This is a genomic window from Mesorhizobium sp. WSM4844 (genome assembly GCF_055811775.1).
This window is the reverse complement of record NZ_JBVVQB010000027.1, coordinates 48231-71592: the sequence shown is the minus strand read 5'-3', so window position 1 is coordinate 71592 and position 23362 is coordinate 48231. Positions and strand designations below refer to the sequence as shown.

Here is a 23362-nt window from a genome sequence, read left to right as displayed (position 1 = left end):
TCGCGGTCACATGATATTTTCCCGCATCCGCAAGCTTGTCCCTCTTGTTCTCCTGGCCGGCAGTTCGATCGTGTCCTCCTGCGTCGCGCCTGACGACACGTCGAACCTCCCAAAGGAAGACGCCACAACGTCGGCAGCCCGCAAAGAGATGGTCGGTCTCAGCGAGGCGGACGTTCGAATGTGCGCCGGCTTTCCGACTGCCACCGCTGATGCGGGGGGAAGCCAGATCTGGACCTATCAGCGTACCGTTCAACGCGGCAATCTCAACGTGGTGATCCCAACCTTGGCCGTGGGCGCGATCCCGACGGTTGGAGGATCGCTCAATGTCGATCCTGGCGGCTATTGCAACACGCAAATCCGAATGGTCGACGGCCGTGTTGCCGAGGTTGCCTACGCCGGCGACAACAACACGCCGAACCACCGCGATGCGCTCTGCGTCAGCACGGTAGACGGCTGCGTGGCCTATGCCCGCCAGCGCCATCAAGTCAGGACAGGAGCCAGCCCCAGGTAACCGGCCAGGTAATCTGGCTCCAGCTAATCGGGCAGGCTGGCGCAACCCAGGCCCTGCAGAATTCGTTCCTGTTTCAGGCAGACGTTCCATATCCGAACCGTCGCCAGGGACCGACCGCCGGCTCCCTGCCGATCGGCCTTGCGAAAAGCCGGTCGGCCGGAACCAATCTTGGGATCGGGAGTACAAGAGGTCGAAGCGACAGGATGGCAGACGATGATCATCACCCGCAGGACATTCGTGAAGACTGCCGCCGCTTCCGGAGCGGCTCTGGTGATGCCGGCAGCCGCACCCGGCGCGCCGCCCGCGCCGGCGATGCGCGCCGTGCCCTCCTCGGGAGAAATGCTTCCCGCTGTCGGCCTTGGCACCTGGATCACCTTCAATGTCGGCGACGATCCGGTGCTGCGCGACGAGTGCGCCGAGGTGATGGCGGCCTTCTTTGCGGCAGGCGGCCGCATGATCGATTCCTCGCCGATGTACGGCTCCTCGCAGCCCGTGATCGGCTATGGCCTCGAAAAGCTCGGCCGGCCCGAAGCGCTGTTTTCCGCCGAAAAGGTCTGGACCTCCTCCGCCGACGGACCCGCGCAGATCGAGCAGTCGCGCCGCTTCTGGGGTGTGCCGCGCTTCGACCTCGTGCAGGTCCATAACCTCGTCGCCTGGGAGACGCATCTCGAAACCCTGTTCGCCATGAAGGCGGACGGGCGGATCCGCTATGTCGGCATCACGACGTCCGAAGGACGGCGGCACGATTCGTTCGAACAGATCATGCGCGCGCATCCGCTCGACTTCGTGCAGTTCACCTATAACGTCGTCGACCGTGAAGCGGAGGAACGGCTGCTGCCGCTGGCGGCCGAGCGCGGCATGGCTGTCATCGTCAACCGGCCGTTTCGGCAAGGCGCGCTGACGCGCCAGCTCCAGGGCGAGACGCTGCCGGACTGGGCGGCCGGGATCGGTGCCAAGACCTGGGCGCAGTTCATACTGAAATTCATCGTTTCGCATCCCGCCGTCACCGTCGCCATCCCCGCAACCACCCGCGTCGACCACGTGCGCGAGAACCTGTTGGCGGCGACCGGTCCCCTCCCCGACGCGGCCATGCGCGGGCGGATGGCGGCCTATGTCCGGGACCTCTAGGCAGGCATTCGTCGGCTGGCCCACGAATGCATGCCTGGATTCTGTTGTTTGTCGCAGGTTCTTGTCGCAAAACCGTGGGAGGCTTTTGTGGAACCTGCTTGGATGTCGGAATGGTGGACCTACCGGCTAGAGGATTTCCTGCTCTTCTCGCCGCGCGTCTATTGGCGCATGTTCGAATTGGCCAATGCCGCGTTCTGGCCGCTGCATCTCCTGACGCTCGCCGCCGGCCTCGCCATTGTCCTGCTCGTGCTTAGGCGGCCGCGTCGCCATGGTCTGTGGATTGCGCTCGTCCTCGCCGCGCTCTTTGCCTTCGTCGGCTGGTCCTTGCTGTGGAGCCGCTATGCCGCGATCAACTGGGCGATCGCCTATGTCGCGCCGGCCTTCGGCCTGCAGGCGCTGCTGCTGGTGATCGGCGGTGCGCGCGGCGGCCTCGCCTTTGACCGGCGGGACATCGCAGGGCGGCTCGGGCTGCTGATCGCGGTCGCTGGCCTCGTCGTTTATCCCCTGCTGCCGCCGCTCTTAGGGCGGCCATGGGCGAGCGCCGAGGTCTTCGGCATCGCGCCGGACCCGACGGCGATCGCAGCGCTCGGCGTCCTGCTTGCCGCGAGCGGCGGGCTTGTGTCGCTGCTGTTGGCGATCCCGCTGCTGTGGCTGCTGCTCAGCGGCCTGACGCTGCATGCCATGGGCGATCCACAAGCCTGGCTGCCGCTTCTGGCAGCGGCCACCATTTTCGCTGCCTTGACCCTGCGCCGTATCGCCCGGTGATGCCGGCACGATCGAGAAAGCCAGCCGGCTCCGGCCAAATAATACAAGTTTCAGATGTAACCGAATTTTCTCCTTCTGAAATCGTCGCGTAACGCCGTACCGCCAGGTTCGCACTTCAGCAGACCGCAGCCACAGCTCGCCGAGCGGACGGCCACAAGCCAGCCGGTTGCGCCAGCCGGTTGCAGTCGTGACTTGCTCTGAAAGAGGAGGTGATCATGGCCAGTCAACTTTCGCGGACAGCGCCTCCGGCCAAAGATGCAACCGTCCAACCGATTGCCGCCACGCCGGAACTTCCTTCCGCCGTCCCGCTGATGGCGCTTTCGACCGGTTTCTGGGCCTTCAAGACTCTGGCCGCTGCGCATGAGCTGGACCTCTTCAGCCGCCTTGCGAGCGGCGCCGGCACCACGGTTGCCGAGCTGGCCGAAGCGCTCAGCCTGCATCAACGCCCGGCCGAGATGCTGTTGACCGGCTGCGCTGCACTCGGGCTCCTGGAGAAAACCGGCGGCCGCTATCGCAACACGCCGTTAAGCGAAACCTATCTCGTGCGCGGAAAACCGTATTACTTCGGCGGCTTCGTGCAGATGCTCGACAAGCGACTCTATCCCGGCTGGGGCAGGCTTGCCGAGGCGCTGCGCACGAACCGGCCGACCACGTGGGACCCGGCTGTGCGATCCTCGGCGTTCGACGGCGAAGATCCGATGATGCTGGCGCTGTTCTGGGAGGCGATGCATTCGGTCTCCACGATGACCGCTCGCAAGCTCGGCGAAGCGATGGATTTCGGACATTTCCGCCGCCTCCTCGACATCGGCGGCGGATCGGGGGCGTACGACATCGAGCTTTGCAAACAGTATGGGGCGCTGCGTGCGACCGTGTTCGACTTGCCGCATGTGGCCGCGATCGCCGCGCGAAAGATTGCCGAGGCCGGTTTGACCGACCGGATCGAGACCGCAGGCGGCAACTTCTTCGAGCAGCTCCCCGGGGATCACGATTTGCATCTCCTATCGATGATCCTGCACGATTGGGACGAGGCGAAGAACCGCGCCCTGCTGCGCCGGTCGTTCGGGGCTTTGCCGAGCGGCGGCGCAGTCGTCATCAGCGAGCTTCTCGTCAATGACGAAAAGACCGGACCGGCGCCGGCGGCGCTGATGAGCCTCAACATGCTGATCGAGACGGAAGGACGAAACTACACGCAGGCCGAATATTCGGCGTGGCTCGAGGAAGCCGGATTCCGGCATATCGAGACGGTCTGGTTCGAGGCACCCGGCGCGAACGGCGCCGTGATCGGCCGCAAGCCGTAAGGCGCAAAGCGCAGTGTAACAGGCGCCGCGCAGTTCAACCCTGCCGACAATGATGATGGAGGCCGAAATGGCTCACACGCAAACTCGCGTCGATCTTCACCCTCTGCTTGGACTTGTGCTGAAAACCACAGCAACCGCAATCGCGGCTCTCAAGACCTGGCAGCGGACCGTCTCAAGACGTCGGGCAATCGCTGGTTTGACCCCCGATCGGTTGCGGGACATCGGTCATGCCGAGGCGCCCGCGCCGGTGCTTGAGGTCAAGGCAGGTCTGGTCACGAACTTGATGTCGATGAGGTAAGCGAAATTCGAACCGATAAGATGGACTGGAACAGTCTTGCCCAATTCTCGGCCGCGACACTTTTGATTCTCATCACGCCCGGCCCGATTATGGTGATCATTGCCCATAATACGCTGCGGCACGGGGCGATGGCCGGTTTCTCGACCGCGATTGGTGTAGAGTTCGGAGAGGCGTGTCTGCTCGGGGCAATTTTCGTCGGCCTGTCACTTTCCGGTGAACTCTTGCCAGTGCTGTTGCGATGGCTTTCGCTGGCCGGAGCTCTTTATCTCATCTGGCTCGCTGCGGGCGCGTTGCGCCTCCGCCACCGGCCTTCGCGCTCTCCGAATCTGTCTCGCGCTCGTGCGCCCGTCCTCGACGGGCTGACGATCGCCTTCGCAAATCCCGCAGCTCTTCTATTCTATGCCGCCTTCTTTCCACAATTCATAGATCCGGGTCATTCGATCTCTATGCAAATAGCCTTGCTTAGCGCGATGTATGTTTGCTTGCGCTCGGTCACCGCCTCGGCTTGCGTCTTCACAGTCGCGCGCCTCCGGCTGCCGGTCGGCTGTGCACAGGTCGGCAGGTTTGCAAATCTGGGCAGCGCCGCAGTCTATCTCTCAATCGCAGTCATCACCGTCCTCAGACTCATGTGAAATCGCACCGAACGGCGACCAATGTCGCCACGTTCGGCGGCAGCGCGGCCGGCCGTCATAGCAGGTACAAGGCGAGCGGTCGTCATGCATTTTTGCGCCTTCTCACAAGCTCAGGCAACCGGGCGCTTTGCCAGCAGCAGCCCACATCCAAGCATGATCATGGCGCCGCCCGAGCCTTCACGAAGACGGCGAACGAGATTCCCACGCGACGCCGCGCCATCGCGAAGCCTTCCGGCTGCAAACGCCACGACAATATCGGCGAGCGTGTTGAGGGCAACCGAGATGGCGCCGAGGATCAGGAACTGCAGAACGACGTGATCCGACGATGTATCGACAAACTGGGGAATGAAGGCGAGGAAGAATGCGGCCGTCTTCGGGTTCATCACTTCGACAAGGACGCCATCCCTGAAGGCCCGCATCGTGCCGACGGGCGGCTCCGAATGACCCAGCGACTTGTAGTCGAGCCTGGCATGGCGAATGGTTCGGTATCCCATCCAGACCAGATAGAGCGCGCCGACCACCTTGAGTGCCGTGAACAATTCGGCGCTTGCCAGCACGATCGCCGAGACGCCAAGGCTGCCGGCCACGACATGAAACAGCCCGCCGAGACCATTGCCAAGGCTCGAGGCGATTCCTTCCGAGCGACCGCCGGAAAGGGTTCGGGCGGCGACATAAAAAATCCCCGGACCCGGAGTAATCGCCAGCAGGAATGCCGTGAACAGGTAGACGGTGAAGGCGTTGGATTCCAGCATGGAAATGTCCTGATTAGACTGTCTATCGAGCTTGCATATAACCAGCGGAGAAAACCGCATCGAGATGGTCGAGAGCGGCGGCGACGCGCTGCCGTGCCTGGTCCTTCAGCGGGAGGACAGGGCGTGGCGGATCGACGTCGCAGAGGTTCAGAAGACTGGCGACGACATACATCACCCTGAAACTGCCGAATTCCTTGAACAGCGCCCAAAGCGGTCCGAAGGCGGCGTCAAGTCGCTCGACGGCCGCAGCGTCCCCGGCTTGCGCCGCTCGCGTCAGGGCGAGAGCCGGTGACGGCAGAAGTCCTGCGACGACGGAATACCAGGCGTCGCTCCCGGCGAGCAGCGCAGGCGCGCCGCCCCAGTCGCCGCTGTAGCCGATCCTGAATGCCGACCCGGTCTCAGACCGGAGGGAGGCAAGTTCGGACGCGAAGTCACCACCGGACGGCAAAGGCATCTTCACGGCTTCGATGTTGACCACCTTCGACAAGCGGGAAATGAGGTCCAGGCTGAAGGTGAACCTGGTCGTGCCGGGATTGTTGTAGATGCAAAGCGGGAGTTGCCCCGCGTCGGCGACTGCGGTGAAGTGTTCGAAGACCTCGTCGTCGACAAGCGGCGTATAGGAAACCGGAGCGAGAAGCAGGCCGTCGGCGCCCACAGCCTTCGCGTCACGGGCAAGGTCCACCGCATCGCTGGTCCGGATCGCTCCGACGCCGACAATAACCGGGATTTTGCCGCCGACCGTGTCCATTGCCGTTTCGACCGCCCGTCGACGCTCTTGTCGCGTGAGGAAAGCATAGGCGCCGGTACTGCCGAGCAGTCCGATGGAGTCCGCTCTCGCCTCCTCGATGTTCTTCAGAAGGCGCGCGAGGGCGGCGGTGTCGAGCCTGCCGGAAGCGTCCGCCGGGGTGATCGGGAATGCTGAAAGGCCTTGGAAGAGTGACATGAAGGAACCTTTCAGATGCGGGTCAGGAGAAGCTTTAGCCCGGCAAATCCGAAGAATACCGCCAGCGTGCCTTCGATCCAGCGCCGCGCCCGCCGATACAGGGCGATCATGGGAGCGGTCGAAAAGACGATCGCGTAGCCGCAGAAGATGGTGACGCTCAGCACCGCGCAGCCCGCGAGGATCACCAGAACCGTATGCGATGACGACCCGGGCCCGAGTCCCAGCGTCATCAGCGCGATCCATGCCAGGATCGATTTCGGATTGGTGAGATGCATCAGCAGTCCGCGCTTGTAGAGAGTGGCCGCCGTCGCCTTTCTTTCGTTGGTCGGGCGAAGCTGATCCTTGCCTGAAGAAAGCGCAGCCTTGCCCGCTTTGAAGGCGAGATAGAGAAGATACAGGCCGCCGAGCAGCTGCAGGACCACGAGTGCCTGCGCGTATCGGCTGAGCATCGCCGAGACGCCTGTCGCTGCCATCAGGCCCCAAAAGATCGAGCCACTGACGACGCCAGACGCGATTGCCAGCGCGGCCCCGCGGCCGTCGTTCATGGCGACGGCCATGATGCGCATATTGCTCGGCCCGGGACTGCCGGCAGCAATGACGTAGGCGGTAAAGACGATGATGAATTGGTGGAGGTCGGCCAGCATTTTACTTCTCGGGAGGTGCAATCTGGCGTCATCAATACAAGCACAACTGGCCCTGGCCTAGAACCAGTTTTGAATAAAAAGTTCTGGTCCAGTTTCCCTCATGCCTTTGCCTGGCTGAGTTTTCCCGGTAATGCCTGGATCAGTGAAATGTCTTCATTTGGGTAATCGCGATGGTCCAGTCCCGCAAGCAGAATTCGTCGTCGGGAGGTTCGTCGTCGGGATTGGGCGCCCGCGGGATCTATGAGAACCTGCGGGAACAGATCGTGGCGGAGGTCTACGGGCGCGGAGACGTGCTTCCGTCGGCTCGTGCGCTGGCGGTCGAGCTTGGCGTCTCGCGAACGACTGTGACGTCCGCTTACGAACAGCTCGCCGCCGAGGGGTTCGTGGTCATTCGACATGGCGCTCGGCCACGGGTGGCCATCAAGGTCGCGCACAGCGAGCCGGGAGACCTCGTTGATACAGCCGCAGAGCCACACAGCCTCTCCGCTTTCGCAGAAAGGCTTCGATCCCGAGCCATCCCGATGCGGGTTGCGTCGGAGAAGCTCATCGCCGACTTCCGCTACGGCGACGTGTCGGCCTCTGACTTCCCGACCCTTGCCTGGCGAAAGGCCATGAACGATGCTGCGCTGGGACGGCCGCTCAAGCTGTCCTATGGCGATCCCTGTGGCTTGACCCGCCTGCGTGCCGCCCTGCAGGGCTATCTATGGCGAGCGCGCAGCATCCGCTGCGAGGTGGGTGAGATCGTCGTCGTCAACGGCTCTCAGCAGGGACTGGATCTCTGCGCCCGCCTGCTTCTCGATGAGGGCGACGGCTTCGCCATCGAAGAGCCCTGCTACCCGATGGCACGGAGCGTCTTCGAGATGACAGGAGCCATCGCCGCCCCGGTGGAGGTCGACGCCGAAGGCATCAGGGCGGACCTGTTGGCGGATGTTGACGCGCGGCTGGCTTACGTCACGCCTTCGCATCAGTTTCCCCTGGGAAGCGTAATGTCGATGGGTCGACGCCAGCAACTGCTAGGATGGGCGAAAGAGAAGAGGGCCTACATCGTCGAGGACGACTACGACAGCGAATATCGTTTCGACATGAACCCGATACCGCCGCTTCGCGCGTTGGGAGGCGCGTCGAACGTCATCTATATCGGTACGGTCTCGAAGGCACTGTCGCCGTTGCTGCGGATCGGCTACGTCGTCGTTCCGCGTGAGTTGCAGGAGGTTTTTGCCCATGCCAAGCGGCTGACGGACAGGCATGCCCCCAGCCTCGAACAGGAGGCGCTTGCGACCCTGCTGGAATCCGGCGCCTACGAAAGCCACGTGCGCAAGGCCCGGCGTCAAAATGCCCGCCGACGTGCAGCGCTCCTCGACGCTCTGCAGGCGGAATTCCGCGATCTTGTTCGGGTCGAAGGCGCAGAGGCCGGTCTGCACGTCGTCGTCTGGTTTCACGACACGCCGCCCTCCATGGCGACATCATTCATCGAGAAAGCCGCCTCGCTCGGGGTCGGCATCTATTCGATATCGCCGCATTATTTCGACCAGACATTGGATTTCGACCAGACATTGGATCGCAGCTGCCTCGGCTTGGTGATGGGATACGCAAGTCTGACCGAGAGCCAGATCCACAGAGGACTAAAGCTCCTTCGACGCGCTTACGAGGAGGCAACAGGCAGCGGCGACGTATCGTAGGTGCTTTACGGCCTGCCTGAGGGAACAGGCGCGGGCGACGCCGAAGGCAGCCTCGGCATCGCGCGGGTGGTGATCTGCCGCTAGAGCGCTTTGCGTTTTGGTGGACCAAACCGCGCTCTAACTCCTTGTTTTACGCATTTTGTCGGACGCCAAACCAAGATTTTTGGCTGCAAAATGCTCTAGAACCACCGCCGTTCAGGCTCGGAGCTCTTTGCAATCACAATTCCCAAGAGAACGCCGAGCACGCCGCCAAGCATCATCGCCGTAGAGATCGTGCCTGGATTCTGCTGGACGGTTTCGGTCACGGTGTGTGCCTGGCTACGCAATTGCCGGGCTGCGCGCGAGGCTCGTTCGGCGGCGCTCTCGTACCAGCCCTGTGCCTCCTCGGCACGGTCGGAAAGGGTCCGGTTTATTTTGGCGATTTCGCGACGAAGCTCGGCGATCTGTTTCTTCATCGCTTCCTGCGCGTCGTTTGCCGCCTTTGAGGTGCCTGCCATATTTGTGGTCTCCGCCATTGGATTTCTCCCTTTGGTAATCATATCCCCCAAGGTCATCAGATAGGGGAAACGGTCGCGGACGCGCAGGGTTCCTTGCCCTGGAAAACGCGCCGCTGATTGCGTTATCAAGCATCCCCTTGCTCCCGCGCGTGGCGGGCAATGATGCTCTCCTCGTCGGTCGCGACGACGCGTATTTCGACCTTGCTGTCCGGTTGGCTTATGATCCCGGCATGGGCGGCATTGGATGGCTCGTCGATCGCCACGCCAAGCCAATCAAGCCTTTCGCATATTGCCTTGCGGACCGGCGCCGAGCGCTCGCCGATGCCGGCGGTGAACACCAGGCATTCGAGGCCGCCCAGCGTGTTGGCGAGCGCGGCAGCTTCCCGTGCCGCCCTGAAGGCAAAAAGCTCTACCGCTTCGCGGGCGTGGGGGTCGTCGCTCGCTTCCAGCGTGCGCATGTCGCCCGAGATGCCGGATATTCCAAGCAGCCCGGATTGCTCATAGAGCATATGCTGCAGAGCCTCTCCGGCGATGCCTCTTTCCAGGACGAAGTACAAAAGCACGCCCGGATCGATGGCGCCGCAACGCGTGCCCATGACCAGGCCGTCGAGCGCGGAAAAGCCCATCGTCGTGTCGACGCTTCTCCCGTCGCGCATGGCGCACAGGCTCGCCCCGTTGCCGAGATGGGCGACGATCGTCCGCTTCGCTGCAAGCGCCGGCGATATCGCCTTGAGCCGCCCGGCGATGTACTCGTAGGAAAGTCCGTGAAACCCGTAGCGGCGGATTCCGTCCGCATCGTATTTGCGCGGCAGCGCGAAGCGGCTGACGATCGGATCGATCGTCTGATGGAAGGCGGTGTCGAAGCAGCCGACCTGCGGCAGATCCGGCCGCAGCGCCGCAAGTGTGCGGATCGGCGCGAGACTGCGGGGCTGGTGCAGCGGCGCAAGCGGCGTCAGCCTGTCCAGAGCCTCGATCACGACCGGCGTCAGGCGGACGGGTTCGACGAACTCGCGCCCGCCATGCACGATGCGGTGACCGGCGCAGACCAGTTTCCTGCCGCCAAGTTCGCTCTCGATCCAGCGCAGCAAATCGCCGATGCCCGCATCGCGTGCGTCTGCGGCAAGCGGCCGATCACACTGCATGGTTCCGTCAGCCGCTTTCGCGCTGAGCCTCGGCGCATCGCCGAGATCCAGCTTGCCACGCGAGACAAGCTGCAGTTCGGCGGAGGGTTCCAGATCGTATAGTCCGAACTTGGTGCTGGAGGAGCCGGCGTTCAGTGCCAGAATTGCCTGTCGCATCAATCGCCAGCCTTCGTCGCGCTGTTCTCGGGCCAGTTCCACTCCTGGATCTCGGGCATGTCTTCGCCGTTCTCGCGGACGTAAGCCTTGTGTTCGGCAAGCTTCCCGTGAAGTTCGGCGGCAAGGTCTTTCGCCCGTTCGGCGAGCCCAGGCACGCGTTCGACCGCCGCGAGCGCCAGGTGGTAGCGGTCGAGCTCATTGAGCACGACCATGTCGAACGGCGTCGTCGTGGTGCCTTCCTCACGAAAGCCGTGCACGTGCATGTTGTCATGGTTGGCGCGTCGGTAGGTCAGGCGGTGGATGAGATAGGGATAGCCGTGATAGGCGAAGATGACCGGCCTGGCCTTCGTGAACAGCGCGTCAAAATCCTCGTCCGCCAAGCCATGCGGATGCTCTGAATTCGACTGCAGCGTCATCAGGTCGACCACGTTGACGACGCGAACCTTCAGGTCAGGAAGCGCCGAACGCAGAATGTCGGCGGCCGCGAGCGTCTCCAGTGTCGGCACGTCGCCGGCGCAGGCCATGACCACATCCGGATCCTCGCGCTCCGCAACCGTCCCGGCCCACTCCCAGATTCCCGCCCCCGCCCTGCAGTGGGCCTCCGCGGCGTCGACGGACAGAAATTGCGGCGCCGGCTGCTTGCCGGCGGTGATGACGTTGATGCGGTTATAGGTTCTCAGGCAATGGTCGGTGATCCACAGCAGCGTGTTGGCATCCGGCGGGAAATAGAGCCTGACCGTGTCGGCCTTCTTGTTGGCGACGAAATCGGCAAAGCCCGGATCCTGGTGGCTGAAGCCATTGTGATCCTGCCGCCAGACATGCGAGGTCAGCAGGTAATTGAGGGAAGCGATCGGCTCGCGCCAGGCAAGCTCGCGGGATGTCTTCAGCCATTTCGCATGCTGGTTGACCATGGAATCGACGATGTGGATGAACGCCTCGTAACAGGAGAACAGGCCATGGCGGCCGGTCAGCAAATAGCCCTCCAGCCATCCCTGGCAGAGATGCTCGCTGAGCACTTCCATGACGCGGCCGTCCCGGGAGAGTTTTACGTCATAGGGCTCTATCCGCTGCATCCAGACCCGGTCGGTAACCTCGAATACCTCGTCAAGCCGGTTGGAGGATGTCTCGTCCGGCCCCATCAGCCGGAAATTCCCGGCCTGCGCATTCAGGCTCATGACGTCGCGAAGATAGCCCCCGAGAACCCGCGTCGCCTCGGCCTTGGCGCCACCCGGACGCGGCACATCAAGCGCCAGGCTTTTCCAATCGGGAAGCACGAGGTCGCGCTTCAGCAGTCCGCCGTTGGCATAGGGGGTTGCGCCCATGCGCTTGGATCCGGTTGGCGCAAGCGCCGCCAGCTCTGGAAGAAGATGCCCGCTGTCGTCGAACAGCTTTTCCGGTTCGTAGCTCCGCATCCAGTCTTCGAGGATCTTGCGGTGTCCCGCATTGCTGCGGGCGTTCGACACCGGCACTTGATGCGAGCGCCAGAAATCCTCGACCTTCTCGCCATCGACCTCCTTCGGGCCGGTCCACCCCTTCGGGCTGCGCAGCACGATCATCGGCCACAGCGGACGCTCTCCTTGCCAGAACGGCGTACGGGCGCGCTCCTGGATCGAGCGGATTCTGTCGAGCACGGTGTCCAGCTTGATGGCCATCAACCGATGCATGGGAACCGGCTCGTGACCTTCGACGAAAAAAGGTTCGTAGCCATAGCCGGCGAACAGGGCTCGCAATTCCACGTCATCCATGCGGGCAAGGATCGTCGGGTTGGCGATCTTGTAGCCGTTGAGATGCAGGATCGGCAGGACAGCGCCGTCGGATGCCGGGTTGAGGAACTTGTTGGAGTGCCATGCCGCCGCGAGCGGACCGGTTTCCGCTTCGCCGTCGCCGACGACGCAGGCGACCACCAGATCGGGATTGTCGAAGGCCGCGCCGAAAGCATGGACCAGCGCATATCCCAGTTCCCCGCCTTCATGGATCGAGCCGGGCGTTTCCGGAGCAGCGTGGCTCGGCACTCCGCCGGGGAACGAGAATTGCCGAAAAAGTTTCCTCAACCCGTCTTCGCCCTGGCCGATTTCGGGATAGATTTCGCTGTAGCTGCCCTCAAGCCAGGTGTTCGCCACCATCGCCGGGCCGCCATGACCCGGGCCGCAGATAAACAGAACGTCGAGACCGCGTTGACGGATGACGCGGTTCAGGTGGACGTAGATGAAGTTGAGGCCAGGCGTCGTGCCCCAATGGCCAAGCAGCCGCGGCTTGACGTGTTCGGCTTTCAGCGGCTCGCGCAGCAGCGGATTATCCATCAGATAGATCTGGCCAACCGAAATGTAGTTCGCGGCCCGCCAATAGCGGTCCATGAGATCGATCTGATAAAGGCCCGTTGTGGTCGCAGCTTTTTGAGCCTCGTCGTTCATCGAAAAATCTCCAGAATGCGTTCGCCCGTCGATATCTGGAGTGACATCGCTCTGGAGAAAGGATTCTTACGGAAATAAGTTCGGCTGGAGCCGCCATTTTCGCCCGCCAATCGCTCTTTTGCAGGAACCTGGAAGCTCGCCAACGGTTAAGGAGACTAGCCGCCGGACATGAGTTGCCGAGGCCGAGCGCATACCCGAGAAGCCGTCGGGCACGATCAGGGGACAATCGGGGGGCTGTCAGCTCGCAAGAGGAGCAAAAAGATGCTCGATCTTTCCCACGCACGCAACCGAATGGTCGAAGTCCATCTCAGCCGCCGTGGCATCCATGACCGCGAGGTGCTGGAAGCGATGCGCGAGGTTCCGCGCGAGGCATTCGTCGCTCCCGGCTTTGAAGAATTCGCCTATGAGGACGGGCCGTTGCCGATCGCCGAGGGGCAGACGATATCGCAGCCCTACATCGTCGCCTTGATGATCGAGATGGCGGAAATCGGACCGGGCGACCATGTCCTGGAGGTTGGCACCGGTTCGGGCTACGCGGCTGCCGTGATGAGCCGGATCGTCGAACGCGTCTACACGATCGAGCGCCATGCCGGGCTGGCCGAAACGGCGAGACAGCGGTTCCAAGAGCTTGGCTACGACAATATCGAAGTCCGCACCGGCGATGGCACCAAAGGCTGGCCCGACGCGGCGCCCTTCGACGCCATTCTGGTCGCCGCCGGCGGACCCGGTGCGCCGCTTGCGCTTCAGGAACAGCTCGACGTCGGCGGCAGGCTCGTCATCCCGGTCGGCGACGATCCGCATGATCAGCGCCTTCTCAAGGTCACCCGAACCGGCGCTGCGACTTACAGCGAGGAGGATTTCGGCGGCGTGCGGTTTGTCCCGCTCATCGGCGAGCAGGGCTGGCCCGAGAGCGGCAACCGTATCGCGAATGATCGTCCGTCCGGACGCGCACGCACGCGCAGCCTGCCCGAGATGATCGCGGCGGCGGCCGAACCGCTGCCGGACTTCGACGATCCGGCGTTCGGCGCATTGTTCGACCGGTTTGGCGACCGGCGCGTCGTCCTGCTCGGTGAAGCGAGCCACGGCACGTCGGAGTTCTACCGGGCCCGCGCCGCGATCACCCGCAGGCTCATCGAGAAGCACGGCTTCACCATCGTCGCTGTCGAGGCCGACTGGCCTGATGCAGCGGCGATCGACCGCTACGTCCGCCATCGGCCGCCACGCGCCAACGCCGATCCGCCGTTCCAGCGGTTTCCCACCTGGATGTGGCGCAACACCGACGTTGCCGCGTTCCTCGACTGGATGCGACATCACAATGAACGCATCAGGCTATCGTCTCGGCTGGCCGGGTTCTATGGCCTCGACATCTACAATATGAGCGGATCGATCGCCGCGGTTCTGCAATATCTCGACCGGGTCGATCCGCAGGCAGCAAACATCGCGCGTGAACGCTATGGCTGCCTGACGCCTTGGCAACATGAACCATCCACCTACGGCCGTGTCGCGCTCACCTCCGGCTACGAGAAATGCGAGCAGGCCGTGCTCGAACAATGCCGCGAACTGCTTGCCAGGCAACTCGACTATGCCCAGCAGGACGGCGTCGATTTCATGGATGCCACCCAGAATGCCCGGCTGATCGCTTCCGCGGAACGCTACTACCGGATCATGTATTATGGCGGCGCGCAGTCCTGGAATTTACGCGATACCCATATGTTCGAGACGCTCGAGCATCTGCTGGCAGCTCGCGGCCCCAACGCCAAGGCGGTCGTGTGGGCGCATAATTCCCATATCGGCGATGCCCGCTACACCGAAATGGGGATTGTCAGGGACGAAGTGAACATCGGCCAGTTCTGCCGCCAGCGCTTCGGCGACGAGGCAGCCCTGATCGGGCTCGGCACGCATTCCGGGACAGTCGCCGCGGCCTCCGACTGGGACAGCGAGATGGAAATCAAGCGGGTGCGGCCTTCCCACAACGATAGCTACGAGCGGCTTTGCCATGATAGCGGCGTCTCGCGTTTCCTGCTCGATATCAAGCGCGACGATACGTTGCGCGAGCGGCTTTTGGAGCGTCGGCTGGAGCGCTTCATCGGCGTGATCTATCGGCCGGAAACCGAACTGCGCAGCCATTACGCGGATGCCTCTCTTGCCCAGCAGTTTGACGCGTTCGTCTGGTTTGACGAAACCGTCGCGGTGACGCCGCTTGGGCCGGAGCATGTCGGAACCGGCGTTCCCGACACCTATCCGTTCGGGCTCTAGCCGCCTCGCGGACAAGGCCGCGTCAAGGTGAGTTTCGGCGGAACATTCATCGCGCCGTGCTGTTTCTAGTGCATGTCGCCCAAAAGTGCGCAGCGGTTTTGGGACAACGACATGCATAAAAACAAAGATTTAAAGCGCGTCGATTGAATCCGTTTCAACGCGACGCCCTTTAGAACAGGACCCTTTTCGAAGGAGTTGTGCCATGAGCGGAACCAAACATCCAAAGTGGAAAAAGCCGAGCGATGCCGATCTGAGGAACAATCCCGGTATCGGCACCTCGAAGGGCACGATCAAGGAAGGCGACGAACTCGTACTCGAAGGCGAAAACACCATCGAGGGCGATGTCGAGAACGACACGAACGCCCTTGGCGGGATCAATCCAAGACAAAAGATGCGGACGAACAAGTAGCGTCGCTGCGCATCCCACGCGCTATTCACTCCCGGCATAAAATGTCGCGGCGACAGCAATCGAGATCAGGCTCAGCATCGCCAGGACTGCCCTGGCGACGTGCGAGGCTTCCCAAACATCGCGCAAGTCTTTCCAGTCGCCGCTTTGCTTCCGGCGGAGCATTGAAAAAAACGTCGCGGCTGGTTTCGACACTGCGACGTCCTGCACCCAGAAATTGTTGACGGGATGTGTTACCAGCCAATAGGTCGCATGTTCCGCCACCAGGAAGACAAGGGCCGCCAAAGTCCACCAGAATCGACCGCCTGGATAGGGCGTGAGGTAAAGCAGGATGGCGAGTGCAATGATGCCGCCGATCTCGGCAAACCCGCCGATCGTGAAGCCGGGATAGTAGATCTCCTGCACAGATTTGTAGGTGGCCTCCTTGAGGCGCAACTTGCCGGGCAACTCCAACGCGTGTGCGAGCGACAGCGCCATTGCGATTGCGACCAGAAGAAGGGTGACAATCATGAACGCGCGCATGCTGTTCCTCCCTGAACCGTCTTGGCAATACGCGGCGTACATAGCGTGCTCGCCGACGCGGTAAAGGCGACGAAGGTGGAGCCGCCGCTCCATTATTCAACGCCGCTGGCATTGAGCCCCACCGCCAAGGCATGGAACCATCGTTCGGCGCGATGGTTGTCACCCTGGATGATCCTCCTCCGAGCAAACGGAAGGAGACACATGCCGCTGCGAACGATCCACGTCTAGGCCGGGGTCGACAGCGAGAACGAGCTATTCATTGGCGCCGGAGCTGTTGAGTGGAAACACATTGGCGCCGAGGAGATGTGAAGCAAGCTTCGGGGAGTCTCCGATGACCGATCCTGATCCAGACCCGAACAATCCCGTGCCGATACCGGATAATCCCAATCCTGAGCCGGCCCGGCCTCCTGCTCCGCCGGAGACTCCGCCTGGTGAGCCTCCGGGCGTTCCTCCGCCTTCGCCTGATCCCGTTCCCAGCCCCGAAAGGCAGCCCGTCGAAATTCCTCCCGATATACCACCGGAGATTCCTACGGAACCGACCTTTCCGGGTCCGACGGCCAGAGCATTGGACCCGGAGCATTCGACCCCGGAGCATTGGACCCAGGAGTAAAAACCCGACAGTAGAACGATGCCGTCGCCGGCCATTCCGGTTTGGTCATTCCCCGATTTGGCTGGTCGAACGTTCGTTGAGCGTCCCGCCGGTTTGCGCATCGATCGCCGCCAGGCTGACCTCATAGCCCCACAGGGTCCGGATATGGCGCAGCGTGGCGTCGCGACCGGCCTCCTCCAGCATGATGCCGTTCTTCACCTTGTGCTCCAATCGCAACTGCCGGTCGCCGAGCAGATCGACATCCACCACCTGGATATCCGGCCGGCTCGCGCCGATGTCGTAGCTCTGGGCGAGCCCGGCGCGTATCTTTTCGTAGCCACGCTCATTGTGTATCGACGCGACTTCGTAATGCGGCTCGCTGGCGGCGTCGGCGAGGACAAAGAACCGCCACTTCCGCATCAGAGCCGGGCTCAGATACTGGCGGATGAAAGATTCGTCGCGATGGTTCGCCCACGCGTCGAGCAGGGTTTCGCGCCAATCGCCGTTGCCGGCGATATCGGGGAACCAGTCACGATCCTCGGCAGTCGGCTCGGTCGCTATGCGCTGGATGTCCTGCATCATGTCGAGGCCCAACGCATAAGGATTGATGCCGGAAAACCGCGGGTCGTCGAAGCCCGGCTGAAAGATCACGTTCGAATGGTTGCGCAGGATTTCCAGCATCGCGCCTTCGCTGATCAGGCCACGATCGAACAGCATGTTCATCAGCGTGTAGTGCACGAAGGTGGCGCAGCCTTCGTTCATCACCTGCGTTTGCCGCTGCGGATAAAAGTATTGCGCGACGACGCGGACGATCCTGACGATTTCACGCTGCCAGGGCTCCAAGACCAGGCTGTTTTTTTCCAGGAAGTAAAGCAGGTTCTCCTCGGGCAGCTTGAGCGTTTTCTTTCGCTCCGCGATGTCGGAATTCTTTTCCCCAACATTGTCTCCACCCTTCGAAGGCGGCAGCGTGCGCCACAGATCGTTGTAAGAACGCTCTTCGTACTCCAGGCGCTCACGAACGCCTACACGCTGCCGCTCCGACGACAGCTTCGGCGGCCGGCGATATCTGAAGACCCCCTGTTCCATCAGCGCGTGGGCCGCATCGAGGATCGCCTCCACCGCGGCAACGCCGTGCCGCTCCTCGCAACGGGCAATGTAACCCTTGGCAAAGTCCAGATAACTTAGGATCGCGCTGGCGTCCGTCCATTGCCGGAACAGATGATTGTTCTTGAAAAAATGATTATGGCCAAGCGCTGCATGAGCTGTCACCAGGGCCTGCAGGGCCATGGTGTTTTCCTCCATCAGGTAGACGATGCAAGGATTGGAATTGATCACCAGCTCATAGGCGAGCCCCCGCCCGCCTTTGCGGTAGAGCAATTCCTGGTAGAGAAAATGCTTGCCGAAGGACCAGTGGCGATACATCAGCGGCATACCGACCGAGGAATAGGCGTCGAGCATCTGCTGGGACGAGATGATCTCCATCTGCACCGGATAGATGTCGAGATGAAGCTCTTCGATGGCGATCGCCTCGATCGCTTCGTAGGCGCGCGACAGTGTCTTGAAATCCCAGTCGGACCCCGAAAAGAGCAAACCTGATTTGCTGGTTTGGCCTGGTTTGCCGGTTTGGCCTGATTTGCTGGTTTGGCCCGACTTGCTGGTCTGGCCCGACTTGATGGTCTGGTTCGCCATCGGCTCCCCTCAAGCGCTTTTCTGCAAGACCGGCTGCCTGGCAAAGAGCTGGCGAAAGACCGGATAGATGTCGGCTGCGTTGGCGATACGGCTCATCTGGAAATTCGGCCATCGCTGGTTGACAACGCTGTAGGCGCGCCAGAGCGAGGTTCCATTGTCGGTGGTGCCGAAAATATGGCTCTCACGTTCGTCGATGATCTCGACATAGGCGAAATACTGGCACAGGCGCATGATCTGGCCGTCCATCAGGCCGATGCAGCGCTCAGAATCGGTGACGAAATTGTCGCCGTCCGACGCCTGGGCGGCATAGATGTTCCACTCGTTGCTGGGATAGCGTTGCGCGATGATGCGGTGCATTTCCTCGAGTGCCGTGGAAACAACCGTGCCGCCGCTTTGCGTATTGTAGAAGAAGGTTTCCTCGTCCACCTCCTGCGCCTCGTGCGTATGGCGGATGAAGACGATTTCGGTGCGGTCGTAGCGCCGTTTCAGGAACAGGTGCAGCAGCACGAAGAAGCGCTTGGCCAGATCCTTCTCGCGTTCGCCCATCGAGCCGGATACGTCCATGAGACAGAACATGACCGCATTGGCGTTCGGTACGGGCTGGGCGTCGAAACGGTTGAAGCGGATGTCGACGGGATCGACATAGGCGATCCGCTTGCGGCGGCGCTCAAGTCGCTCAAGCTCCTCCCGCAGCGCTGCAATCCGCTGGCGTGCCGGCGCCGCGCTCTGCGGCTCGGCCTCCAGGATTGCGAGTTGCTCCGCAATCGCATCGAGTTCAACCTGCTTGGGGCGCCTTAGCGCAATCCGGCGACCATGGCTGTTTCGCATCGTGCGCCCGACATTGATGTTGGTCGGCGAACCGGTCGCCGCGAACCCGGCGCGGCGCGGTTTGAAGGATAGTATCTCCTTGAGGTTGAGCTTGACCATGTCGGGAAGTTCGAGATCCTCGAAAAAGAGGTCGAGCACCTCCTCGCGCGAGAGCACGAAACGAAAATCGTCCTCCGAGACCGTTTTCCCGGGAGATGAGCCGCCGCCGCCCTGGCCGGGCTTCGGAACCCGGTCGCCCGGGGCGAAATGCTTGTTGCCCGGCAGGATGTGCTGCCGCCTGCCGCTGTCCTTCGCGTCGCTGAAGCTCGGCTCAGCTGTGCCCCTCGCTGGCATCGAGACGGCGTGCTCGCTGTCGACATCGGCGATCTTGCCGGTACGGATCCGATCCCGGATGCTTCGCTTCAGCTCTTCGCGCGCACGCTTCAGGAAGCGCTGGCGGTTGCCGAGGCTCTTGTCCTTTGGGTTCAGTCGGCGATCGACAAAGATCGGCATGGAACCATCCCGGCCGGACTCAGCCCGCCTTGTTCACCCGCATGTACCAGTCCACCAGTCGGCGGACCTGGCGTTCGGTGTAACCGCGTCCGACCATCCGATGCACGAACTCGGTATGCCGCTTCTCCGTTACGCTGTCCTGCTTGGAGCCGAAGCTGATCACCGGGAGCAGATCCTCGACCTGGCCGAACATCCGCTTCTCGATGACTTCGCGCAGCTTTTCATAGCTCGTCCACGAAGGGTTGCGGCCATGGTTCCTCGCCCGGGCGCGCAACGTGAACTTCACGACCTCGTTGCGGAAGTCCTTGGGGTTGGCAATGCCGGCCGGCTTTTCGACTTGCGACAGTTCGTTGTCGAGCACCTCGCGATTGAGGATCTGGCCGGTATCGGGGTCTTTGTAGTCCTGGTCCTCGATCCAGGCATCGGCATAGGCGATGTAGCGGTCGAACAGGTTCTGGCCGTATTCGCTATAGGATTCCAGATAGGCCTTCTGAATTTCATGGCCGATGAACTCGGCATAGCGCGTGGCCAGTTCCGACTTTATGAAGTCGAGATAGGCGGCTTCCGTTTCTTTGGGGAACTGCTCGCGCTTGATCGCCTCCTCCAGAATGTACATCAGATGCACGGGATCGGCGGCCACTTCCTTGGTGTCGTAGTTGAAGGTCTGCGACAGTATCTTGAAGGCAAAGCGCGTGCTGACGCCGGTCATGCCTTCATCGACCCCTGCGGCATCGCGGTATTCCTGAACCGACTTCGCCTTGGGATCTATGTCCTTGAGGTTCTCGCCGTCATAAACGCGCATCTTGGTGTAGAGCGGCGAATTGTCGTGCTCGGCCAGACGGGTCGAGACGGTGAACCGGCTGAGAATGTCGAGAACCTCCGGTGCACAGGAACTGGAGGCCAATTCGCTTTCGCGCAGCAGCTTTTCGTAGATCTGCCTTTCTTCGGTGACCCGCAGGCAATACGGCACCTTGACCACCAGGATACGGTCGAGGAATGCCTCGTTGTTCTTGTTGTTCTTGAACTGCAGCCATTCCGATTCGTTGGAGTGCGCTACTACGATGCCCTGATACGGGAAAGATCCGAAGTTTTCCGTACCGTTGTAGCTGCCTTCCTGGGTAGCGGTCAGCAACGGATGCAGGACCTTGATCGGCGCTTTGAACATCTCGACGAACTCGAGCAGCCCCTGCGTGGTTCGGTTCAGGCCGCCGCTGTAGGAATAGGCGTCCGGATCGGATTGGCTGAAATGCTCGAGCTGTCTTATGTCGACCTTGCCGACCAGGGCCGAAACGTCCTGGTTGTTCTCATCGCCTGGCTCGGTCTTGGAGATGCCTATCTGGCGTAGCCGCGAAGGCATGAGCTTGACGACGCTGAACTTGGAGATGTCGCCGGACAGTTCGTCGAGGCGCTTGGCCGCCCATGGCGAGATAAGACCGTTCAGCCGGCGCCGCGCGATGCCGTATTTGTCCTCCAAAAGGTCGCCCATGCGGTCAGGATTGAAAAGCCCGAGCGGCGATTCGAAAACCGGACTGATCTGGTCGCCGACCTTCAGCGTATAGATCGGGCGCTCCTCCATCAGCTTCTTCAGCCGTTCGGCGAGCGAGGACTTGCCGCCGCCGACAGGGCCAAGCAGATAGAGAATCTGCTTGCGCTCCTCGAGCCCTTGAGAGGCATAGCGGAAATAGCCGGCTATGCGCTCGATCGTGTCCTCCATGCCATAGAACTCGGCGAAGGTGGGATAGACCTTGATTGTCCTGTTCGAGAAAATGCGGCCGAGCCGCTCATCCATGCTGGTGTCGATCAGGGTGGGCTCGCCGATCGCCTCGACCATCCGCTCGGGCGCCGAAGCATACATCGATTTATCCTCGCGGCAGGCAAGGAGATATTGCTGGATGCTTATCTCCTCCTGCGCCGCATTGGTGTAAATCTCCGAAAACAGATCGAAGACGTCGGAGTGGTTCTCGCGCATGGTATTCCTCGCCCCGGCCGGTCTGGTTGCTGTCGCCTCTTCACTCAACTGTCGGAAAGCCTTTGTGGTTCCCTATTACACGTAGTGCGTCTGCGACCGGATGTTAGGGGTGCAGACAGATATCGTGAACGCCTGGAAGTCAGCCAGCGAATGGCTCGCACAATGGAACGTTTCCGAGGGAAGTCCATTCTTCCACCAGCGCTTGCCGAGCGCAACAGCCCGCTGGGTACAAGTTGCCTTTCTGAAGCAATAAACCGCCCGCTCAGCAGTTGCCCGCGCTCAACAGTTGCCCGCGCTCAACAGTTGCCCGCGCTCAGCAGTTGCCCGCGTTCAGCAGTTGAATGGCGAATCACTGGTCATTCGGCGAAGAGAGCTGCACTGCGGTGTCCAACCCTGCACCGGGAGCAACGGTTTCGCTCCTGCTCGGTAACGAGGGAAAGGAGATGTTCCATGTTCGAGAACAGCATGTGGTTGATCGTCGTTGCTGGAGGCCCGCTACTGCTGGCAATCCTGCTCGCCTACGCACTCCTTACGTGGCGACGCCGTGGGCCTGCAGAGCGCAGAGAAAGCGATCGGGCCACCGAGCGACTGTATCGCGAGGAAAACGACCGCGGGGGCGGAGGCGGTTGAGAACCGCATCGGCAGGCCCGACTTTGGTCTTGCTGCTAGACTCCAACACTTTCGGGCCAAAGCGCCCGGATCTGCTTCGGCAACGCGTCCCGCACCTCGGCCGACTGGCCGAGGTCGACATGCCTGGCGAGTACCTTGAACACGGATCTCGTCGCATCCTCGGGATTCACCGGTCGAGTGGATTTCATCTCCTCGGCCACCCGCTGCAAAAAATCCTCCAACGAACGGCTGCTCGTCGGCAGATCACGCGGCCGATACCGATCATAGTAGGCTCCGCGCACGAGAAGCGGCAGTTCAGCCCCCAAATTGGCAGCCAGTTCAATCTGCAGCCAATCCCGCAAGGTGCGTAGAACGGCTCCCAGCATATGCCAGGCCACGCGCCTGTCGGGCCCGTGATCGGCCATGATCTCGTCCAGCCAGATGTTTGTCGTCTGCAGGGTTTTGTCAAAAACTTCCAAGCCGGTTGCGCTCATCGTCGCCTCCTCTGGGCAATCCAACACCCGCCCAAAATGCCCTTCATGACGCGCAAACGGCGATCGAGCGCAATTGTTTCGTCACGCGTTGAAAATTGTCCAAGAGGTCTTTACGCGTACAGTTACGAACGGGCACCCCAAGGAGGCGGCCATGAAGAGCGATACAGAATATCTACGTCTCGCCGTGGAGATCGCCACCGAGAGCCGGGCGAGTGGCAATCATCCTTTCGGGGCGCTCCTGGTCGGGCCGGAAGGCGACGTGCTGCTTTCGTCGGGCAACACCTACGCGCGGGATCGCGGCGTTGGCCACGCAGAGGCAAACGTGGCCCGCGCGGCTGCGCAGCAATACGACCCGACCTTTCTCGAGCGATGCACGCTGGTGACCTCGGTCGAGCCGTGCTGCATGTGCGCCGGGGCCTGTTACTGGGCCGGCATCGGCACCGTGGTCTACGGACTCAGCGAAAGGCGGCTGGCCGAGCTGACCGGAGACAATTCGGAGAATCTGACCCTCGATCTGAGCTGTCATCAGGTGTTCGCCGCCGGACGGCGCCATGTAGCAATCCGTGGCCCATTCCCTGAACTCGAAGAAGAGATCGTAACCGACCACAAGGATTTCTGGTGACAGAAACCAATCATAAAGGACTGCTGTCGG

At 61.8% G+C, this 23362-nt stretch carries 20 protein-coding genes; 9 read left to right on the top strand and 11 right to left on the bottom strand.

All coding sequences use genetic code 11. The features are described 5' to 3' along the window. Positions 1–10: 10 nt before the first annotated feature. From AC0L2A_RS20965 to AC0L2A_RS20945, 5 genes are all read left to right on the top strand, one after another. Positions 11–511, top strand: a complete 501-nt coding sequence (locus AC0L2A_RS20965) for a hypothetical protein (protein WP_473610444.1) — start codon at positions 11–13, stop codon at positions 509–511. A 213-nt stretch (positions 512–724) separates the two neighbouring features. Next, positions 725–1639: an aldo/keto reductase gene (locus tag AC0L2A_RS20960; RefSeq protein ID WP_473610443.1), complete on the top strand. Its 915-nt coding sequence runs from the start codon at positions 725–727 to the stop codon at positions 1637–1639. Positions 1640–1726: 87 nt separating this feature from the next. After that, a complete protein-coding gene (locus tag AC0L2A_RS20955) occupies positions 1727–2404 on the top strand; it encodes a DUF6064 family protein (RefSeq protein WP_473610441.1) in 678 nt (225 codons plus the stop codon). Positions 2405–2619: 215 nt separating this feature from the next. Continuing rightward, a complete protein-coding gene (locus tag AC0L2A_RS20950) occupies positions 2620–3702 on the top strand; it encodes a methyltransferase (protein ID WP_473610440.1) in 1083 nt (360 codons plus the stop codon). Between the two features lie 318 nt (positions 3703–4020). Continuing rightward, entirely contained in the window at positions 4021–4632 is a 612-nt protein-coding gene (locus tag AC0L2A_RS20945) for a LysE family translocator (RefSeq protein WP_473610439.1), read from the top strand. Between the two features lie 110 nt (positions 4633–4742). Here AC0L2A_RS20945 and AC0L2A_RS20940 read toward each other — a convergent pair whose 3' ends face one another. The 3 genes from AC0L2A_RS20940 to AC0L2A_RS20930 are packed head-to-tail and all read right to left on the bottom strand — an operon-like array spanning position 4743 to position 6971. Beyond that, the gene (locus tag AC0L2A_RS20940; RefSeq protein WP_091596576.1) at positions 4743–5384 is read right to left on the bottom strand and encodes a LysE family translocator; all 642 of its coding nucleotides are present in this window, start codon (positions 5382–5384) and stop codon (positions 4743–4745) included. Between the two features lie 22 nt (positions 5385–5406). Next, entirely contained in the window at positions 5407–6327 is a 921-nt protein-coding gene (locus AC0L2A_RS20935; RefSeq protein WP_473610437.1) for a dihydrodipicolinate synthase family protein, read from the bottom strand. Positions 6328–6338: 11 nt separating this feature from the next. After that, positions 6339–6971 carry a LysE family translocator gene (locus AC0L2A_RS20930; RefSeq protein ID WP_473610436.1) on the bottom strand — a complete coding sequence of 211 codons (633 nt, stop codon included), beginning with the start codon at positions 6969–6971 and terminating at the stop codon, positions 6339–6341. Positions 6972–7141: 170 nt separating this feature from the next. Here AC0L2A_RS20930 and pdxR point away from each other — a divergent pair, with 170 nt between their 5' ends. After that, positions 7142–8650, top strand: coding sequence for a MocR-like pyridoxine biosynthesis transcription factor PdxR (pdxR, locus tag AC0L2A_RS20925; RefSeq protein WP_473610434.1), 1509 nt, complete (start codon positions 7142–7144; stop codon positions 8648–8650). A 179-nt stretch (positions 8651–8829) separates the two neighbouring features. Here the strand turns inward: pdxR and AC0L2A_RS20920 are convergent, their stop codons facing one another. The 3 genes from AC0L2A_RS20920 to AC0L2A_RS20910 all read right to left on the bottom strand — a co-directional run bounded on the left by AC0L2A_RS20920 (position 8830) and on the right by AC0L2A_RS20910 (position 12856). Continuing rightward, complete coding sequence (locus AC0L2A_RS20920) at positions 8830–9165, bottom strand: hypothetical protein (RefSeq protein ID WP_236473713.1); 336 nt, start codon at positions 9163–9165, stop codon at positions 8830–8832. A gap of 107 nt (positions 9166–9272) precedes the next feature. After that, entirely contained in the window at positions 9273–10445 is a 1173-nt protein-coding gene (locus AC0L2A_RS20915; protein ID WP_473610433.1) for an acetate/propionate family kinase, read from the bottom strand. After that, the gene (locus tag AC0L2A_RS20910; RefSeq protein WP_473610432.1) at positions 10445–12856 is read right to left on the bottom strand and encodes a phosphoketolase family protein; all 2412 of its coding nucleotides are present in this window, start codon (positions 12854–12856) and stop codon (positions 10445–10447) included. Before AC0L2A_RS20910 ends, AC0L2A_RS20915 begins: the two co-directional genes overlap by 1 nt. A gap of 261 nt (positions 12857–13117) precedes the next feature. On the opposite strand from AC0L2A_RS20910, the gene AC0L2A_RS20905 reads away from it, so the two are divergent. Both AC0L2A_RS20905 and AC0L2A_RS20900 read left to right on the top strand, forming a co-directional pair. After that, positions 13118–15112: a protein-L-isoaspartate(D-aspartate) O-methyltransferase gene (locus AC0L2A_RS20905; RefSeq protein ID WP_473610431.1), complete on the top strand. Its 1995-nt coding sequence runs from the start codon at positions 13118–13120 to the stop codon at positions 15110–15112. A gap of 202 nt (positions 15113–15314) precedes the next feature. Next, positions 15315–15521, top strand: coding sequence for a hypothetical protein (locus AC0L2A_RS20900; RefSeq protein WP_027151394.1), 207 nt, complete (start codon positions 15315–15317; stop codon positions 15519–15521). A gap of 21 nt (positions 15522–15542) precedes the next feature. On the opposite strand, the gene AC0L2A_RS20895 is transcribed toward AC0L2A_RS20900, so the two are convergent. The 5 genes from AC0L2A_RS20895 to AC0L2A_RS20875 all read right to left on the bottom strand — a co-directional run bounded on the left by AC0L2A_RS20895 (position 15543) and on the right by AC0L2A_RS20875 (position 22710). Next, on the bottom strand, positions 15543–16133 hold the full coding sequence (locus AC0L2A_RS20895) for a DUF1772 domain-containing protein (protein WP_473610430.1): 591 nt from the start codon (positions 16131–16133) through the stop codon (positions 15543–15545). Positions 16134–16695: 562 nt separating this feature from the next. Further along, positions 16696–18318: a SpoVR family protein gene (locus tag AC0L2A_RS20890; RefSeq protein ID WP_473610428.1), complete on the bottom strand. Its 1623-nt coding sequence runs from the start codon at positions 18316–18318 to the stop codon at positions 16696–16698. A gap of 9 nt (positions 18319–18327) precedes the next feature. Further along, a complete protein-coding gene (locus AC0L2A_RS20885) occupies positions 18328–19638 on the bottom strand; it encodes a YeaH/YhbH family protein (RefSeq protein WP_473610427.1) in 1311 nt (436 codons plus the stop codon). Between the two features lie 19 nt (positions 19639–19657). Then, on the bottom strand, positions 19658–21607 hold the full coding sequence (locus AC0L2A_RS20880; RefSeq protein ID WP_027151391.1) for a PrkA family serine protein kinase: 1950 nt from the start codon (positions 21605–21607) through the stop codon (positions 19658–19660). A gap of 665 nt (positions 21608–22272) precedes the next feature. Beyond that, complete coding sequence (locus tag AC0L2A_RS20875) at positions 22273–22710, bottom strand: DUF2267 domain-containing protein (protein WP_473610426.1); 438 nt, start codon at positions 22708–22710, stop codon at positions 22273–22275. 151 nt (positions 22711–22861) lie between these two features. Between AC0L2A_RS20875 and AC0L2A_RS20870 the strand changes: the two genes are divergently transcribed. Then, on the top strand, positions 22862–23332 hold the full coding sequence (locus AC0L2A_RS20870) for a nucleoside deaminase (RefSeq protein WP_023797791.1): 471 nt from the start codon (positions 22862–22864) through the stop codon (positions 23330–23332). Positions 23333–23362: the final 30 nt, after the last annotated feature.

Excerpts from the sequence above, each read along its gene's own strand:
- AC0L2A_RS20945 (WP_473610439.1), top strand. The coding sequence starts at position 4,021 with ATGGACTGGAACAGTCTTGCCCAATTCTCGGCCGCGACACTTTTGATT.
- pdxR (WP_473610434.1), top strand. The coding sequence starts at position 7,142 with ATGGTCCAGTCCCGCAAGCAGAATTCGTCGTCGGGAGGTTCGTCGTCG.
- AC0L2A_RS20890 (WP_473610428.1), bottom strand. The coding sequence starts at position 18,318 with ATGGCGAACCAGACCATCAAGTCGGGCCAGACCAGCAAGTCGGGCCAA.
- AC0L2A_RS20920 (WP_236473713.1), bottom strand. The coding sequence starts at position 9,165 with ATGGCGGAGACCACAAATATGGCAGGCACCTCAAAGGCGGCAAACGAC.
- AC0L2A_RS20940 (WP_091596576.1), bottom strand. The coding sequence starts at position 5,384 with ATGCTGGAATCCAACGCCTTCACCGTCTACCTGTTCACGGCATTCCTG.
- AC0L2A_RS20915 (WP_473610433.1), bottom strand. The coding sequence starts at position 10,445 with ATGCGACAGGCAATTCTGGCACTGAACGCCGGCTCCTCCAGCACCAAG.
- AC0L2A_RS20910 (WP_473610432.1), bottom strand. The coding sequence starts at position 12,856 with ATGAACGACGAGGCTCAAAAAGCTGCGACCACAACGGGCCTTTATCAG.
- AC0L2A_RS20900 (WP_027151394.1), top strand. The coding sequence starts at position 15,315 with ATGAGCGGAACCAAACATCCAAAGTGGAAAAAGCCGAGCGATGCCGAT.
- AC0L2A_RS20950 (WP_473610440.1), top strand. The coding sequence starts at position 2,620 with ATGGCCAGTCAACTTTCGCGGACAGCGCCTCCGGCCAAAGATGCAACC.
- AC0L2A_RS20895 (WP_473610430.1), bottom strand. The coding sequence starts at position 16,133 with ATGGAGCGGCGGCTCCACCTTCGTCGCCTTTACCGCGTCGGCGAGCAC.
- AC0L2A_RS20880 (WP_027151391.1), bottom strand. The coding sequence starts at position 21,607 with ATGCGCGAGAACCACTCCGACGTCTTCGATCTGTTTTCGGAGATTTAC.
- AC0L2A_RS20960 (WP_473610443.1), top strand. The coding sequence starts at position 725 with ATGATCATCACCCGCAGGACATTCGTGAAGACTGCCGCCGCTTCCGGA.
- AC0L2A_RS20870 (WP_023797791.1), top strand. The coding sequence starts at position 22,862 with ATGAAGAGCGATACAGAATATCTACGTCTCGCCGTGGAGATCGCCACC.
- AC0L2A_RS20965 (WP_473610444.1), top strand. The coding sequence starts at position 11 with ATGATATTTTCCCGCATCCGCAAGCTTGTCCCTCTTGTTCTCCTGGCC.
- AC0L2A_RS20935 (WP_473610437.1), bottom strand. The coding sequence starts at position 6,327 with ATGTCACTCTTCCAAGGCCTTTCAGCATTCCCGATCACCCCGGCGGAC.
- AC0L2A_RS20930 (WP_473610436.1), bottom strand. The coding sequence starts at position 6,971 with ATGCTGGCCGACCTCCACCAATTCATCATCGTCTTTACCGCCTACGTC.
- AC0L2A_RS20885 (WP_473610427.1), bottom strand. The coding sequence starts at position 19,638 with ATGCCGATCTTTGTCGATCGCCGACTGAACCCAAAGGACAAGAGCCTC.
- AC0L2A_RS20875 (WP_473610426.1), bottom strand. The coding sequence starts at position 22,710 with ATGAGCGCAACCGGCTTGGAAGTTTTTGACAAAACCCTGCAGACGACA.
- AC0L2A_RS20905 (WP_473610431.1), top strand. The coding sequence starts at position 13,118 with ATGCTCGATCTTTCCCACGCACGCAACCGAATGGTCGAAGTCCATCTC.